Origin of the sequence: Virgibacillus dokdonensis (assembly GCF_900166595.1) — a bacterium.
In the GTDB taxonomy this organism is placed as follows: domain Bacteria; phylum Bacillota; class Bacilli; order Bacillales; family Amphibacillaceae; genus Virgibacillus; species Virgibacillus dokdonensis.
In genome coordinates this window covers 3,896,023-3,911,723 of sequence record NZ_LT745763.1, presented here as the reverse complement: position 1 = coordinate 3,911,723, position 15,701 = coordinate 3,896,023, and the positions used below count along the sequence as shown (strand labels likewise).

General features: G+C 38.6%; 15 protein-coding genes, 6 tRNA genes and 1 pseudogene. 21 read left to right on the top strand and 1 reads right to left on the bottom strand.

All coding sequences use genetic code 11. The features are described from left to right. Positions 1–3: 3 nt before the first annotated feature. From B2C77_RS21815 to B2C77_RS19700, 5 genes are all read left to right on the top strand, one after another. Positions 4–168, top strand: a complete 165-nt coding sequence (locus tag B2C77_RS21815; RefSeq protein WP_164085351.1) for a hypothetical protein — start codon at positions 4–6, stop codon at positions 166–168. Positions 169–255: 87 nt separating this feature from the next. Next, positions 256–585: a hypothetical protein gene (locus tag B2C77_RS19715; RefSeq protein ID WP_077706589.1), complete on the top strand. Its 330-nt coding sequence runs from the start codon at positions 256–258 to the stop codon at positions 583–585. Positions 586–663: 78 nt separating this feature from the next. Then, positions 664–936: a hypothetical protein gene (locus B2C77_RS19710; protein WP_073012430.1), complete on the top strand. Its 273-nt coding sequence runs from the start codon at positions 664–666 to the stop codon at positions 934–936. Between the two features lie 19 nt (positions 937–955). Then, positions 956–1,180 carry a phage holin gene (locus tag B2C77_RS19705; protein ID WP_077706588.1) on the top strand — a complete coding sequence of 75 codons (225 nt, stop codon included), beginning with the start codon at positions 956–958 and terminating at the stop codon, positions 1,178–1,180. 66 nt (positions 1,181–1,246) lie between these two features. Next, positions 1,247–2,167: an N-acetylmuramoyl-L-alanine amidase family protein gene (locus B2C77_RS19700; RefSeq protein ID WP_077706587.1), complete on the top strand. Its 921-nt coding sequence runs from the start codon at positions 1,247–1,249 to the stop codon at positions 2,165–2,167. An 84-nt stretch (positions 2,168–2,251) separates the two neighbouring features. Here B2C77_RS19700 and fabI read toward each other — a convergent pair whose 3' ends face one another. Further along, the gene (fabI, locus tag B2C77_RS19695; RefSeq protein WP_077706586.1) at positions 2,252–3,028 is read right to left on the bottom strand and encodes an enoyl-ACP reductase FabI; all 777 of its coding nucleotides are present in this window, start codon (positions 3,026–3,028) and stop codon (positions 2,252–2,254) included. A 317-nt stretch (positions 3,029–3,345) separates the two neighbouring features. Between fabI and B2C77_RS19690 the strand changes: the two genes are divergently transcribed. The 16 genes and pseudogenes from B2C77_RS19690 to B2C77_RS19615 all read left to right on the top strand — a co-directional run bounded on the left by B2C77_RS19690 (position 3,346) and on the right by B2C77_RS19615 (position 15,700). Further along, positions 3,346–3,420: transfer RNA gene (locus tag B2C77_RS19690), tRNA-Glu, on the top strand. Between the two features lies 1 nt (position 3,421). Continuing rightward, positions 3,422–3,497, top strand: a tRNA-Val gene (locus B2C77_RS19685). Between the two features lie 2 nt (positions 3,498–3,499). Continuing rightward, positions 3,500–3,575 (top strand) — tRNA-Thr (locus tag B2C77_RS19680). 44 nt (positions 3,576–3,619) lie between these two features. Continuing rightward, positions 3,620–3,704 (top strand) — tRNA-Tyr (locus B2C77_RS19675). 11 nt (positions 3,705–3,715) lie between these two features. Beyond that, a tRNA-Gln gene (locus B2C77_RS19670) sits at positions 3,716–3,790 on the top strand. An 86-nt stretch (positions 3,791–3,876) separates the two neighbouring features. Beyond that, positions 3,877–3,952 (top strand) — tRNA-Lys (locus tag B2C77_RS19665). Positions 3,953–4,344: 392 nt separating this feature from the next. Then, on the top strand, positions 4,345–4,935 hold the full coding sequence (locus B2C77_RS19660) for a DUF2785 domain-containing protein (RefSeq protein WP_176087376.1): 591 nt from the start codon (positions 4,345–4,347) through the stop codon (positions 4,933–4,935). Between the two features lie 754 nt (positions 4,936–5,689). Continuing rightward, a complete protein-coding gene (locus B2C77_RS19655; protein ID WP_077706584.1) occupies positions 5,690–6,979 on the top strand; it encodes a hydroxymethylglutaryl-CoA reductase, degradative in 1,290 nt (429 codons plus the stop codon). Further along, complete coding sequence (gene mvk / locus B2C77_RS19650) at positions 6,976–7,944, top strand: mevalonate kinase (RefSeq protein WP_077706583.1); 969 nt, start codon at positions 6,976–6,978, stop codon at positions 7,942–7,944. Before B2C77_RS19655 ends, mvk begins: the two co-directional genes overlap by 4 nt. Positions 7,945–8,048: 104 nt before the next feature. After that, on the top strand, positions 8,049–9,023 hold the full coding sequence (mvaD, locus tag B2C77_RS19645) for a diphosphomevalonate decarboxylase (protein WP_077706582.1): 975 nt from the start codon (positions 8,049–8,051) through the stop codon (positions 9,021–9,023). 12 nt (positions 9,024–9,035) lie between these two features. After that, the gene (locus tag B2C77_RS19640; protein WP_254844010.1) at positions 9,036–10,160 is read left to right on the top strand and encodes a phosphomevalonate kinase; all 1,125 of its coding nucleotides are present in this window, start codon (positions 9,036–9,038) and stop codon (positions 10,158–10,160) included. Positions 10,161–10,249: 89 nt separating this feature from the next. Continuing rightward, a protein-coding gene (locus B2C77_RS19635) for an IS3 family transposase (protein WP_141130726.1) occupies positions 10,250–11,820 on the top strand; the annotation gives its coding sequence in 2 pieces (ribosomal slippage) (positions 10,250–10,913 and positions 10,913–11,820; 1,572 coding nt in all). A 493-nt stretch (positions 11,821–12,313) separates the two neighbouring features. Next, positions 12,314–13,141 (top strand): PHP domain-containing protein, encoded by an 828-nt coding sequence (locus tag B2C77_RS19630; protein ID WP_077706581.1) that lies wholly within the window; start codon positions 12,314–12,316, stop codon positions 13,139–13,141. Then, a complete protein-coding gene (locus B2C77_RS19625; protein WP_141130775.1) occupies positions 13,138–13,935 on the top strand; it encodes a sugar phosphate isomerase/epimerase family protein in 798 nt (265 codons plus the stop codon). The genes B2C77_RS19630 and B2C77_RS19625 overlap by 4 nt, the downstream gene beginning before the upstream one ends. Next, positions 13,932–14,705, top strand: coding sequence for a 5'/3'-nucleotidase SurE (surE, locus tag B2C77_RS19620; RefSeq protein ID WP_077706579.1), 774 nt, complete (start codon positions 13,932–13,934; stop codon positions 14,703–14,705). Before B2C77_RS19625 ends, surE begins: the two co-directional genes overlap by 4 nt. Beyond that, a pseudogene (locus tag B2C77_RS19615) lies at positions 14,706–15,700 on the top strand (ABC transporter substrate-binding protein). The last annotated feature ends 1 nt before the right edge of the window (position 15,701 follow it).

The window sequence follows — 15,701 nt, the reverse complement described above, 5'->3', positions numbered from 1 at the left end:
AAAATGGAACAAGAAGTTAATTTACAATATGTAGTGAATGCATTAAGTAATCAAGTTGCACAGCTGTCACAAGAAAAAGCCTATCACGAGGCAATAATTACTGCACAGCAAGAAGAAATCAATGAGTTAAAGGCAAATACACAGCAGGAAAAGGAAAACGCTGAATAGGCGTTGTTTTTTCGCTTTTAAGGTAAAGTGTTCCTTTTTTGAATTGAGTAAGTGAGAAAATAAATAATTTAAAAGGAGTGTACTACAATGCAACCAATTGAGAGAAGATATAGAAACATTGAAGATTTAACATTTTATGATGCAAAAGGAATTTTAGAGAGTGCAAGTTATAAAACTTATAATAATGTATACGATATGGGAGATGAGTTGGAGGTTGATGATAAAACATCATATGGTGTTTTGATTCCTGAAACCGCTCCAGAAGAACTATTGGAAGTGATAAAAGAAGACGAGAGTGAATTTTACTCTTTTGATACAGGGTCTATGAATGCAATTGTAGCTAAAGTTGCCCAGGTATTATTAAATAGAGTTGAAACATTAGAAAAAGAAGTTGCAGAACTTAAAGCCAATAAATAAAAAGAATGGAAAGAAGCTTTTAAAGCATCTCAAACGAGGTGTTTCTTTATATTTACTGCATCATGAAAGGAGGTAATTATGTCTCAATGGTACACAAATAAAGAATTATTTGAGCAAATTGCGGCTATTCAAGGTGAGTTTAAAGATTTGCGACATGAGATGCAAGAGACACGAAATATGATTAAGAAATATAATGGTTTACGCGAAGAGCTAGGGGTTGTGAAAGAAAAGGTAGAGAGAATGGAAGCAAAAACAGAAGGAAAATTTACGGTGTTGGAAGCTATCCGCCTTTGGGGTGGGTGGCTTTTTGCTTTTATTACACTGTTAATTTTGATTGGACAATATATTTAAACGAAAGGGAGGTAAACGTATGGATAAAGGTACGGTGGTTAGAACAATAGCGTTAGCGATAGTTTGGATCAATGCGTTTTTAGTAAATTACAATTTACAGCCTATACCATTGTTAGAAGAGGAAGTTATTGCTTATGGAGTTACATTTATAGTCTCTGTGTGGACATGGTTTAAAAATAATTATATTACGCTTAGGGGAAGGCAACAAAAAGAAGTGCTACAAAGGTCAAACCTTACCAAATAGACAGACGGCTAGTCCAATCGGGCAAGCTGTCTTTTTAATACATTATATTAAAAGGAGGAATTTACAATGGCAAAAATCGCTATTGGTGCTGGGCATGGAATGCATACGCCGGGTAAACGAAGCCCTGCTGGAGAAAGGGAGTGGACATTTAATAATAAAGTTGTGTCTGCGGCTATCAAGTATTTAAATAGGTATGCGAATACCACTGTTATACGGATGGACGATCCTACAGGAGATACAGATGTGCCGTTAACGACAAGAACGAATGTAGCAAATAATGCTGATGCAGATATTTTAATATCCTATCATCACAATGCGAATACCGGGCAATGGGGTTCTTGGACAGGAACAGAGACGTATTACTATCCGGGGTCATCTAGTGGATTAGCTTTAGCAAGAGCTATTCATCCAAGTATTGTCGGGGCGATGGGATTACGTGATCGAGGTATAAAATCGGCAAATTTTCATATGCTTCGGGAGTCCATAATGCCCGCTATTCTCATTGAAGGTGGATTTATGGATTCTACCATTGATATTGTCAAAATGCGCAATAATACGACGATGGACCTTACTGGAAAAGCTTTAGCAGATGCTATTGCTGCATATTTGGGATTACAGCCAGAGGGAGGCGGGACTACGTATACGGTTAAAGCAGGAGACTCATTATGGGGGATTGCACAGGCACATAGTATGACTGTTAGCAAGTTACAGGCGTTAAATAACCTTACCGATGACATCATTTATCCTGGACAAGTACTAGTCGTTAGTGGAGTCCCTTCAGGAAGTGCAAGTTTTGTAGAAGTAATTACTGCTAGTTTATGGGTATATAATGCTCCTGACTGGGACGCAAAATACGAAATAGTGCACCAAGGAGAGGTGTTTACGGTAAATGATGAATTATATGTAAATGGATCTAAAATGTATAAGTTAAAGTCTGGGTTATATATTACCGGAAATTCAAACTATGTACGTTATTTTTCTAAGTAGATGGAAGTAGATGGAATAGAGTGGATAGGATATGAAAAGAAGCGGGGAAGAAAACTCCGCTCTTTTCATATTTTTGATTTCCTATTAGCCACCAATAATATGATATCCAGAATCCACATGGAGGACTTCTCCAGTTACGCCGCGTGATAGCTCGCTCATAAAAAATAATGTTGCGTCTCCCACTTGATCTTGGTCTACATTTCTTCGTAGAGGTGCTTTTTCTTCAATAAGCCCTTGTTTTTCATTAAATCCGGAAACCCCTTTGGCGGATAATGTGCGGATAGGACCAGCAGAAACTGCGTTGACACGAATATCATATTTGCCCATGTCTTCAGCAAGATAACGGACGCTTGCTTCAAGGGAAGCTTTGGCGACGCCCATGATATTGTAATTTTGAATGACTTTTTCTGCACCGAGATAGGTTTGTGTGACGATGCTGCCACCTTCTGTCATGAGCTCTTTAGCAGCTTTTGTAACAGCAACTAATGAAAAAGCGCTAATTTCATGTGCTAATAGAAATCCTTCTCTGGACGTATTTGCGTATTCTCCCTTTAACTCATCACGATTGGCAAAAGCTACAGAGTGCACAACACCGTGAATGACTCCTACCTTGTCTTTAATAGTAGCAAATGCATTTGTAATACTTTCATCACTTGCAACATCACATTCGACAATCCATTTAGCTTCAATTTTATGCTTTTCGAGCAATTTTGTTAGCTTACCGTAAGATCTATCTTGACGGTATGTGAAAATTAAATTTGCACCGGCTTTATGTAATGAAGTCGTTACACCCCAAGCGATGCTTCGTTCGCTGGCAACGCCCATGATGACAATATTTTTATCTTCTACTAAGTTACTCATTAACGTACCTCCAATATCCTTTTTAATCGAGCATGAAAGTGCCTCAAGTTTATCATAAGGAATTATTTTCACAAAGAAAATAGTACATGGCACTTAAATGCTTCATTACATGTATTTTAATGCTTTTATTATAACCTAATCCTCGTTTTGAAAGAAACCGTTAGCTATGCGCATTATTTTGACAAGATAAAAGCTGATTTGACAAGGTTTAAAAAAGAAATTAAAAAAAATTACATTTTCCCTTTACAAATGATATAGAACTAGGTATAATAAAATTCGTCAGTTTCGAAAAGGGAACTGGAAGATGAAAACATCCTGGCCCGTTGGTCAAGCGGTTAAGACACCGCCCTTTCACGGCGGTAACACGGGTTCGAATCCCGTACGGGTCACCATGGAGGATTAGCTCAGCTGGGAGAGCACTTGCCTTACAAGCAAGGGGTCGCAGGTTCGAGCCCTGCATCCTCCACCATTGCCGGCCTAGCTCAATTGGTAGAGCAACTGACTTGTAATCAGTAGGTTGGGGGTTCAAGTCCTCTGGCCGGCACCACTTAAAAAAAATGAATAAAGATTATTGTATGTGTTCATACTATTGGAGGGGTAGCGAAGTGGCTAAACGCGGCGGACTGTAAATCCGCTCCCTCAGGGTTCGGGAGTTCGAATCTCTCCCCCTCCACCATTTAAAATTGTTGGGCCATAGCCAAGCGGTAAGGCATCGGGTTTTGATCCCGTGTACCCCAGGTTCGAATCCTGGTGGCCCAGCCATTTTTTTATTTTAAGGGACTTTTCTAACCTATATGTAATAGAGCAATTGGCTAGAATGGACATTATAACTGGAATGCAATGAATAGGAGCCATTAGCTCAGTTGGTAGAGCATCTGACTTTTAATCAGAGGGTCGGAGGTTCGAATCCTCCATGGCTCACCAATATTTTAAATCTACATATTCCTACATAATTACAAACAAGGTTGCGACATGTTAGTGACCTTGTTTTTTTTAATATAAAAAACCCTTCTATTATTATCTGCTACATATGGTTATGTCAACGATTTAAATCGGAATGGGAAAAACAAGAACAAATATTGTATATGTGTGGTGTTAGGGTGGGTACATACCTTCATAGGATGCGGGATTTTTTGGATACTGATACGTATCGTTTCTAAGATGGTCAATTAGATTCTTTACTAGAAGAAATGCTTGAAAACATCGGACATACTGATCCTGAAATACGAGACGATCTTATTTACAATAGTTTCGTTAAACTGATATTGAAAGATTACGTAACGAAAGAGCAAACAATATATATTTTACAAAAGTGCATGAGTGAACAGTACCTGTTTTTTAATATAGAAGATAAAACGATAGGAGATAGCGTGTTTACTCGCTCATTTTCAGCGCTTGTAATAGCTACAATTTTATATAAGGATGCAACAACTAGAAACTTATCTAGTGAGCTCGTATTGCAGGCCATTCATGTAGGTATAGAATACTTGTTATTAGAACAGGACTATCGTGGTTATGTTAAAGAAAAAGGCTGGGCACATAGCATTGGACATGGTAGTGATCTGCTAGCTACTTGTGTATTACATCCTGAATTTGACGTCAACCAAACAAAAGCATGTCTTCATGCAATAAGGACATGTGTTTTGGTTGAATATCCTTATATTGATGAAGAAGACGAACGTCTCATTCAAGTTATGGAAGCTTTAATTAAAAAAGGTATGAAAGATATAGAATTACGCAATTGGATTGAAGATTTAGAAGTAGAACTCCATCTCTCTCATAAAAGATACCGTATTGAATGGAATGTGAAACTTTTTTGTTATTCCTTATACATAGCTCTGTTAAAACACAGAGAATTTTCAGCATCTAGGCAAGCCATTTTAGATAAATACCAGCAAAATAATTAAAAATACATAGAATGGATGGGTAAAACCACAGCTACATAGCTAGTAATAAGGCGCTTTTATATTTTTTATATGCTGTTGTTCATAGTTGCTATTATACAACGGTTAGTTTTACTTTAAATTCATAACAATACTGTGGTATTATGTGTTTGTTTAGACTACAACCAATCAAATTTATAATATAATGTACAAAATCATGATATACTTTTTATAGAAATGTATATCTATAAAAACGTGTTCATATGTTTTAGGCTCTACGTACGTTATTCTTTTTACAAAGAACCGTTAAAACTTATATAAATGTTGATCGTGCTAGAAAATAGAGAAGCTAGAGATACTGGTATATACATGCTTCATTGCCCATCCTTTTTTAGCGGATAATTGCATATGGATTTTATATAATAGAGATACTATTTATTATGCGTAGAGCATGATTGGCGAGAGGGCATAAAGATGGTAAAATATTTGAGGGCATGCTAATAGCTTACTTAGCGTCTGACGTAATAACGTAATAACCAATTCTAATTAAAAGCATTGGAGAAATGAAAATTGTAATTTCTTCAAACGTTTGTTTGAATTTATGTACAAGATGGTTGTTAAAAACCTAAGACATATTTCCTTTTTTCTTTTGTTACATTATTAGGAGAATAAAGTATTTACGTTAATCATTGTTTAGTGATAAGCAAGTTTTCCTAACCTGCCCACATTAAAATTAAGATATGATGTTGTGTATATTAATATAAAAGGATGATCGGCGATGCAGACTTCCAGAATTCCTGGTTTTTATAAGCAAACAGTTACAAAGCGAAGAGAATTGCTAAAAAACGTGGAGGCGTTTACGGAAGAAGCTTTTCATGTCCTTTCTTCACCAGAACCTCTTCCGCTTGATACAGCTGATAACATGATCGAAAATGTTATTGGAACTTTTCCCCTTCCTTTAGGAACAGGATTGAACTTTCTTATAAATGGGAAAGAATATATAGTGCCGATGGTTATTGAGGAACCATCTGTTGTAGCATCTGCTAGTCATATTGCTAAAATTGTACGTGAAGCAGGAGGCTTTACTACGGAAGCTACGGAAAGAGTAATGATTGGACAAATTCAAGTAGTTGGATGTACAGATTTTCACAAAGCAAAAGCTGCTCTACTTTACGCGGAAGACGCATTAATTGAACAGGCTAATGCTTCTTATCCAAGCATTGTGAAACGTGGTGGTGGCGCAAAAGAAATCGATGTAAGGATACTTAATGAAGACGCTACGTCGAGCTACCAGCAAATGCTCGTTCTTCACTTATACATTAATACATGTGATGCTATGGGAGCAAATATTATTAATACAATGGTTGAATCGCTTGCTCCAACAGTAGAAGCGTTGACTGGTGGGAAGGTGTATTTGCGCATATTGTCGAATTTAGCCGATCGGTGCTTAGCTCGTGCTACTTGTACAGTCCCGCCTCATTTGTTGAAAACAGGTGACTTCTCTGGCGAAGAAGTAAGAGACGGCGTCATTCACGCATACGAATTTGCTGCGTCTGATCCGTATCGAGCAGTTACGCATAACAAAGGAATTATGAACGGGATTGATCCGGTTGTTATTGCAACAGGAAATGACTGGCGTGCGGTTGAAGCAGGTGCGCATGCATATGCAGCTCGTGATGGACAGTATACCTCAATGACAACGTGGTCTGTTGATGCAGAGGGAAATCTTGTAGGTGAATTGGAGTTGCCGATGTCTGTTGGGATCGTTGGGGGTTCTATCAATGTTCACCCAATGGCAAAGGCTGCGTTAGATATATTACATGTATCGTCTGCCCAAGAGCTATCACAGGTAATTGTTGCAGTCGGTCTCGCACAGAATTTAGGCGCATTAAAAGCGTTAGCTACCGATGGTATACAAAAAGGCCACATGGCTTTACATTCTCGTTCTGTTGCCATAGCAGCAGGAGCTACTGGGGAGTTGATTGATATCGTGTCGAAAAAATTAGTAGAAATAAACGAAATCCGTGTTGGCAAAGCTCAAGAACTGGTGGAAGAGTATATAAAATGAGTGCAGAAAAAGTAACAACCACAGAAAAAACAGCTATCGGTGTAGCTTATAGTAAACTAATTTTAATTGGAGAGCATGCAGTTGTACACGGACAACCGGCTATTGCTATTCCATTTCCATTGGTAGGTGTAGAGACTGCCGTTGAACATTTCCCAGGACCGGTCAAGATTGATACAACTTTCTATCATGGCTCTATTGCTGATGCACCAGAATCATTAGAGGGTATTGTAAAATGCATTGAAGGTACGATGGATTATTTAAATATAGCCTGTGAGGATATGATTATACGCATTACATCAACGATTCCACCTGGTAAAGGGTTAGGTTCCAGTGCTTCTGTGGCGATATCCGTTGTCCGATCCTTATTTGCTTATTTTGATGAGGATTATACAGATGAAGAATTACTGCAACTGGCGAATATAGCGGAGACGTTTGCACACGGGGCTCCGTCAGGGATTGATACATTGACAATCACATCACAGTCCCCTGTCTGGTATGAAAAGGAACACCCGATTGATTTTATTCACTTAAGTGAGGACTTTCATTTTGTTGTAGCGGATTCTGGTCGTGTAGGAGATACGCGTCTAGCAGTGGAGTCCGTAGCAAATTTATTAAAAACCGCGCCAAGACGAATTCAGCGTAAACTAGAACGAATCGGAAAACTGACGCATGATGCAAAACAGGCTTTGGAGAAAAAAGGAAAGCATATCTTGGGGCATATGCTAAATGAAGCGCAAAAAGAATTGGAAGCTTTAGGTGTGAGCGACACTGGGTTAAATCGTTTAATCGATTTTGCCAGACAAGAAGGCGCGCTCGGAGCTAAGTTAACAGGCGGAGGTAATGGTGGCTGTATCATTGCCCTTGCCCAAAATGAAGTTCATTCCAGACAATTAGCGGAGAAACTGAGAACATTTGGCGCACATGCAGTATGGCCATTTGTGTTGAAAGAGAGCCAAGATCATTAATTTCCACTATAGGAAAATATTATCGTATCGGCGTTTTATCAGCATAAAAACTATGGCAGTAGTCAAGTTTTTCTAAGAAGAGCGTAAACAGAAGGGGAATGACCATGAAAGCAACTGCAAAGGCGCATACAAATATTGCCCTTATTAAATATTGGGGAAAGCGAAATGAAGCGATTATTTTACCTACGAATAATAGTTTGTCACTTACTTTAGATGGCTATTATACGACAACGACAGTGGAATTTGATGAGTCGCTTTCCCAAGATCAATTCATATTAGATGAGCAAATCGCATCCGGAGAGCAGTACAATCGGGTAACGGCATTTCTTGATATTATAAGACAAATGGCAGGTAAACAGCTATTTGCTAATGTAACATCGGTGAATGAAGTGCCAACTGCCGCTGGTTTTGCCTCCTCTGCTTCTGGGTTTGCCGCGTTAGCAGCGGCTGGATCGAAAGCCATAGGTTTACATTTATCAGAGAAAGAGCTCTCTAGATTAACTCGTCGAGGCTCCGGGTCAGCTTGTAGATCTATTTATGGTGGTTTTGCAGAGTGGGAAATGGGGATGCGTGAAGACGGAGAAGATTCTTACGCTATACCTATTGCTCCAGCAAATTATTGGGATATTCGTGTGGCGGCTGTGGTGTTATCTGCGACGAAAAAAAGTGTTTCTAGTCGTGCGGGAATGCGTAGAACAGTTGAAACATCACCATTTTTTCAAGGCTGGCTGGATAGTATTTCCTATGATTTAGCGGAAATAAAACAAGGAATTAAGGCTCGTGATTTTCAACAAGTCGGTGAAATTGCTGAGGCAAACTGTATGAAGATGCATGCGACGACGTTAGGTGCAAAACCCCCATTTACATATTGGCATGACACGACGCTAGTAGTGATGCAAAAAGTTTGGGAAATGCGCTCACAAGGTATACCTGTTTATTTTACGATTGATGCTGGCCCTAATGTAAAGGTGCTTTATTTACCTGAGCATGAAGCATATATTGAGCAAACATTGGGCGAATTACAAGGTGTTACAGATATTCGTTTGAGTAAACCAGGTCAAGGGATTACGTATATATAGGGGCTGAATCTATTGCCACAATCATCTATGATAATTAAAACCCCCGGAAAGTTAATGGTTGCGGGGGAGTTTGCTGTACTACAGCCGTATCAACAATTAGTTGTAATGGCTGTAGATCGTTTTGTTTATGCAACGATAAAAGATAGTGCAACAAACGATTTACATTTAATGGATTTCCAATTACAAAATATAGGTTGGGAATATAATGGGGATAAAGTTGAACTTTATTCTAAAGATAAAAGAACGACATTTGTTCAAACATCTATGACAACGGCATGTAACTATTTAAATGAACAGCATATTGCGATACCCCCTTTTGAATTAACGATCAAAAGCGAACTTGATGATGAATCAGGGGTGAAATATGGCTTAGGTTCAAGCGCTGCTGTCTCTACATCTGTTATTTCCGCCATTTTAAATAAGTTTATGCCTAAGAAACCAGAAGCAAAGCTCATTTATCAATTAGCAGCGATCGCTCATGTTGTAACGCAAGGTAACGGTTCGGGAGCCGATGTCGCTGCTTCTTCTTATGGTGGTTTCCTAAACTATTCCTCATTTCAGGCGGAATGGCTTCGGCAAGCGTACGAGGAATCACAAACATTAACGGAACTCATTCATCGAGATTGGAAGTATGCTTCTTTGGAGCCCATTTCATTGCCGGATTCTGTTCATGTTTGTATCGGTTGGACAGGAAAACCAGCTTCTACCAAAAAACTGGTGGAGCAAATTTTAAAGTTAAAGACAACCAATTCTAAAAGATTTACTAGCTTTATTAGGCATAGTGAGCAGGCAGTTGCGAATGTGTTGGCAGGAATGAAGCAGAACAACCCGCAGTTATTGCTTCAAGGGATAAAAGAAAATCGCCACGCGCTAGCAGCTGTTGGACGGGATGCAAATGTTGCTATTGAAACACCGTTATTAACGACACTCTGTGATATAGCGGAACAATTTGGAGGTTCAGGGAAGCCTTCTGGAGCTGGTGGAGGCGATTGTGGCATTGCTTTTATGCCTTCTAACCAAGCTGCGGAGGCTGTATTAGCAGCCTGGGAAAAAGCAGGGATAAAACCACTCGCGTTACATCCCTATCCGCATGGAGCAGTGGTTAGTGACATCAAATATATAAATGAAATGAAATGATAAAAGCGCATGGATGTTGTGATATGCTCCCACTATGGTAGACAGAGAAATAATAAAAACTCTTTACTACGATATTGGGGGCATTTTCTATGTCTAAAAGAAGAAGTAAACATACGTTAGATGAAAGAATCGAGGCGGTATTACGTGTGATTGAGGGGATGGCGTCTGTCAGTACGATTGCTAAAGAATACGCTGTTGACCGTACTACGATTAACTCATGGGTGCGTAAATACGAAGCAGATGGGGTGGATGGTTTAAAGGAAGCGAGGACATGGAAGAAGTATTCCGGCGAACTGAAAAGGGAAGCTGTTGAATTTTATCTAAATGGAGAAGGCAGTCTGAGAATGACTTGTGAGAAGTTTAATATTTCATCTAATTCGGTTTTACGTCAATGGATAAACCAGTATACTAGTGGGAAAGAGATAAAATCTACTAGTAAAGGAAGAGAAACCATGACAAAAGGGCGTAAAACCACACTTCAAGAACGCATTGAAATTGTGCAATATACGATTGCGAACGAGCGCAATTATCATGAGGTGGCTAAAAAGTATAACGTTTCTTATCAACAAGTATATAGCTGGCTGCGTAAATATGAAAAAGATGGGAAACAGGGTCTTCAGGATCGTCGTGGAAAAACACTAGAAACAAAGGCTAGCTTTACCGAAGAGGAGAAATTACAACTTCGTATTAAAGAATTGGAACACCGTAATCAGTATTTAGAGGCGGAGAATGGCTTATTAAAAAAGTTGAAGGAAATCGAAAGGGGGATGGGACAGCGCGACTAGGTAAACATCTAGCTAAATTTCAAGCGATTCATGACTATCACAAGGAGACAACAATACCCATTCTATTACTCTGTGAAATTTTAGATGTATCCCGATCTGGATACTATAAATGGTTGAAACATGAACCTACAGAAGGACAAAGGGAAAATGAGTGGCTCATGAAAAAAGTGAAAGAGGAATTCAGAAAGTATAACGGTAACTTCGGCTATCGTCGAATAACTATGGTGATCAATCGCAAATATAAGAAACAATATGACGAGAAAAGAATTAGACGCTTAATGATTCAAATGGGCTTAAAATCGCATATTCGTCGCTCGAATGGCTATTCCACAAAGACAAGCTATATCAATATTGAAGAAAACATTTTGAATCGTGAATTTACTGCGGAGAATCCGAATGAGAAGTGGGTAACGGATATTACGCATATGACGTATGGCTTTGGTAACAAGGCTTATTTAAGTGCTATTAAAGATCTTTATGACGGTTCGATTGTCGCCTATCAGGTTGGGCGCTATAATGACAATCCTTTGGTTATGAACACGCTAAAAGAAGCTATAAAGGCAAATCCCGATGCAGCCCCTTTAATTCACAGCGATCGTGGTTCACAATACACATCAAAGGAATATCGTTATCTTACGGCAGAAGCTGGGATGAAACGTAGTATGTCACGTGTAGGTAATTGTATTGATAACGCACCAATTGAAAGCTTCTTTGGTCATTTTAAATGTGAAAGCTATGACTTAAAGAATTACAAGAACTTTGAGGAGCTAGAAAAAGATATTGATAAGTATATTACATTTTATAATGAGGAACGATACCAAAAGAGATTAAACAGCCTAGCACCATTAGAATACCGGCGCCAGACTGTGGCATAATTTTTTATTTTTTAACTGTCTACTTGACAGGGCGCAGATCATGTACGTGGACAACATCCATGCGCTTTTTGTGTTAGGGTTTTATTCCTATCTAGGAATAAAACTTCTTTAGAATCAGTGAGGTTCGCATGAGTTACATGTGTTTTCTTCATCAATCGTCTCTCTTTACTTTCCTACAATAGGGCATACTTTGTCATGTTTACAACCTCATTTTAATATTTACATTCCATTTACATTCAAAGCACAAAAAAGATAGTAATATTAATTTCGAGTAAAAAATTTACATTCATTTAATAGTAAAAATCGCCAATTTAGAATAAAGGCAAAAAATCCAGCAGGCAAGCGCTGCGAAGATCATTCCATTATTTAGGTTAAATAATGGAATGTTAACTTTTATTTACAAAAATGTAGCTGTTATTTAATTTCACCTTTAATCTTCCTTCATAATTGTTAACTATACTTAAAGTAGGCATTAAACGAGGGAGGGAATTAGATGAAGACAGAGCTACATATACATTCCACCTTTTCAGATGGTGCTTTAACTCCAAAAGAAATCGTTAAGGAGGCGAGTGCAAAAGGGGTGCGAATTTTGTCGATAACGGATCATGACGCCATCGGAGCGTATCATACTGCTTTGCCTGAAGCCGAGCATGTAGGAATATCATTGGTGCCAGGAATAGAGCTTAATACGGATGGTATCGACGGTGAATTGCATATTTTAGGTTATTGCTTCGATCCGCAACATCCTAAAATGACAGAGCACATCTATTGGAGGACAAAACAGCGTAATAACTGGGCTGCCAAAATCGTTTCTCAATTAAACAATCTAGGATATGCGATCTCCTTAGCAGATGTTAGGCGACATGTACCTGGCGATGTGATTGTACGAACGCATATTGCAGCAGAGCTCGTAAGACAAGGTTATTTTCCTACTGCAGATGATGCTTATCAAGCACTGTTAAAAAAAGGGAAACCCGCATTTGTGGAACGTGTTGCTTTTTCTGCAGAGAAAGCCATTCAATTAGTGCATGAATGTGGAGGGAAAGCATTTTTAGCACATCCAGCTATTTATCGTTCGTCCGTTCCTTTGCAACGATTACTGTCGTATGGATTAGATGGAATTGAGGTTTATCACTCCGAGCACTCTGATGAGGATAGTGTCTATTGGCTAGAAGTTACGAAGCAATATGGGTTACTCGTTTCAGGCGGATCGGACTATCACGGAACAAGCGCTAGAAAGAAGAAGGAGATTGCCATTGGAAGTGTGCAATTAGACACGGATTCAAAAAACTACTGGATAAAGCGAGCTGAAGAATCTTGAGTACATTTTATATTTCTTCATCCTTATGCTGGAGTTTTCATCCACAGGAAGTGATACACATTGCTAAACAATATGGGTGTATTGGAGTAGAAATGTGGGCAGAGCATATGTATTATCATCAAGCTAGTCCGGAGGATATAAGAGAAACTGCTAAAGCGGAGCAAGTGGATATCACATTACATGCTGCTAGTTGGGATTTAAATATTTGTTCGCTTAATCAGGGTATTCAGCAGCAGTCCATCGTAGAGTTGAAAAAATCGATTGATCTGGCTGCGAAATTAGGTGCTTTGCACATGACATTTCACCCTGGAAAATATACCGTTAAAAATTATTTGACCGCATGTCATCAGGAGAATTTAGTAACCAACACGCAATTGCTTTTAGATTACGCAAAAGAGAAGCAGGTTACTTTATCTCAAGAATTAATGGAAGTTATTCCAAAAGAAATGTTGACATATCCAGAACAAATGACACAGTTTCAAGCGAAGTTAAATGGAGAGCTTTGCGTTACCTTAGATATCGCCCATGTCCCTTTACAGGATGATCCCATTAACTATTTTGAACATCTTCAACATGTGAATAGCATTCATTTAAGCGATTCTACGAAAACGCAATATCATGTTCCGCTTGGAAAAGGGAGCGTGGAGCTACATCGGGTTCTAACTTATTTTAGTAAGCTAGATAAACCGATTGTGTTAGAAGGAATGGATACAACAAAGGAATTAGCATTTTTAAAACAACATATAGCGTATTTGAATCATCATCACTGGCTTGAAAGGAAGATAGATGCTTGAACATATTAATTACAAATGATGATGGCATTTTTGCACCTGGTGTGAAGGCGTTAGCTGAGTTGCTTTCCCATTTTGGTAAGGTAACCGTAATTTGTCCAGACACGGAAAAGAGTGCCTATAGTCATAAAATCACATTACGTCAACCATTAAATTTAAAAAAAGTAGACTTCTCTTCTACGGCAGAAGCCTATGCAGTCAATGGATCGCCTGCAGATTGTGTAAAGCTTGGGATGGATGTGTTAGAAGGCGAGCCAGATATCGTATTTTCTGGAATTAATATTGGCCCTAACGTTGGAAGAGATTTATATTACTCAGGAACGATTGCTGCTGCACAAGAAGCGATGTTATACCAAGTTCCTTCGATATCTGTATCGTTGGAGACATTTGATAGTAGAAAAATAAAATTCGACGTTGTTAAACAATTATTCTATCAAGTTGCAGAGGTTATTATTCAAAATAAGATCCCGAAAAATTTGATGTTAAATGTAAATCTTCCTTATACATCGAAAGAGTTGTGTAAAGGAGTGCGCGTTGTGCCAATGGATTTAACCGTCTCTCGATATAACTTTACGGGGTTAAATGATCCACATGGTCAAATATACTACTGGTTAAAAGATAATTACCATGAATTAGAGCTTAATGAAGGGACCGATTATGATCTGCTGCGGCAAGGGTTTATTACCATTTCCCCTATTGAGTTAGTACACACAAAGAAAAGGAGAATTGATCAACTTACTCGTTGGTTTCAATATTTTAAGGAGGTAAAGTAAATGAAAAAAGTAATGGTTATTGTTTTTGCATTGGTCTTGCTATTTTTAGCAGCTTGTGGCGATAAAAAAGAAGAAACATCAGACGCAGAGAATACCATTCGTGGAGAAGTGGAATTTTACACTTCTCAACCAGATGTAGACGCAGAAAAATTAGTAGGTGCGTTTAATGAAAAACACCCAGATGTAAAAGTTAACATCTTCCGTTCGGGCACAGAAGAAGTAGTAAGTAAAATCAAAGCGGAAAAAGAAGCAGGAGAAGTACAAGCAGATGTGTTATTAGTTGCAGATGCAGTAACATTTGAAGGTTTGAAGCAAGAAGAGCTGCTTATGTCTTATCAATCAAAAGAAGCAGAAGATATTGCAGATGAATTTGTTGATGCAGATGGTATGTATACAGGAACAAAAATTATGGCTACAGGTTTAGTCGTCCATACAGGTAATGTGAGTGAAATGCCGACTTCATGGGACGCAATGACTTCTGAAGCAGCGAAAGAGCAAGTAGTGATGCCAAGCCCGTTATATTCTGGCGCTGCTGCATATAATTTAAGTGTTTTAACTCGTAATGATGCGTTTGGTTGGGAATTTTATGAGAAAATACAAGCAAATACCCCAATGATTACAGAAGGAAATGGGGCAGTAATGGAAAACGTTTCTTCTGGGCAAAAAACATATGGAATGGTTGTAGATTATTTAGCAGCGCGAGCAGCTAGCTAGTATATCCAGATGAAGGAGTGCCGGTAATTACGGAACCTGTAGGCATTATGGCAGATACGGATCAAGAAGAAGCGGCAAAAGCATTTGTTGATTTTATTTTATCTGAAGATGGACAAAAAATGCAGGCAGAAATTGGTTACACGCCTATTCGTGAAGGCATTGAACCACCAGAAGGCTTAAAATCAATTGAAGAGATTAAAGCTATATCTGCTCCTGTGCAAGAATTGTATGAAAATCGTACAGCCGATAAGGAACAATTCGATCAATTGTTTTCTAACTAAG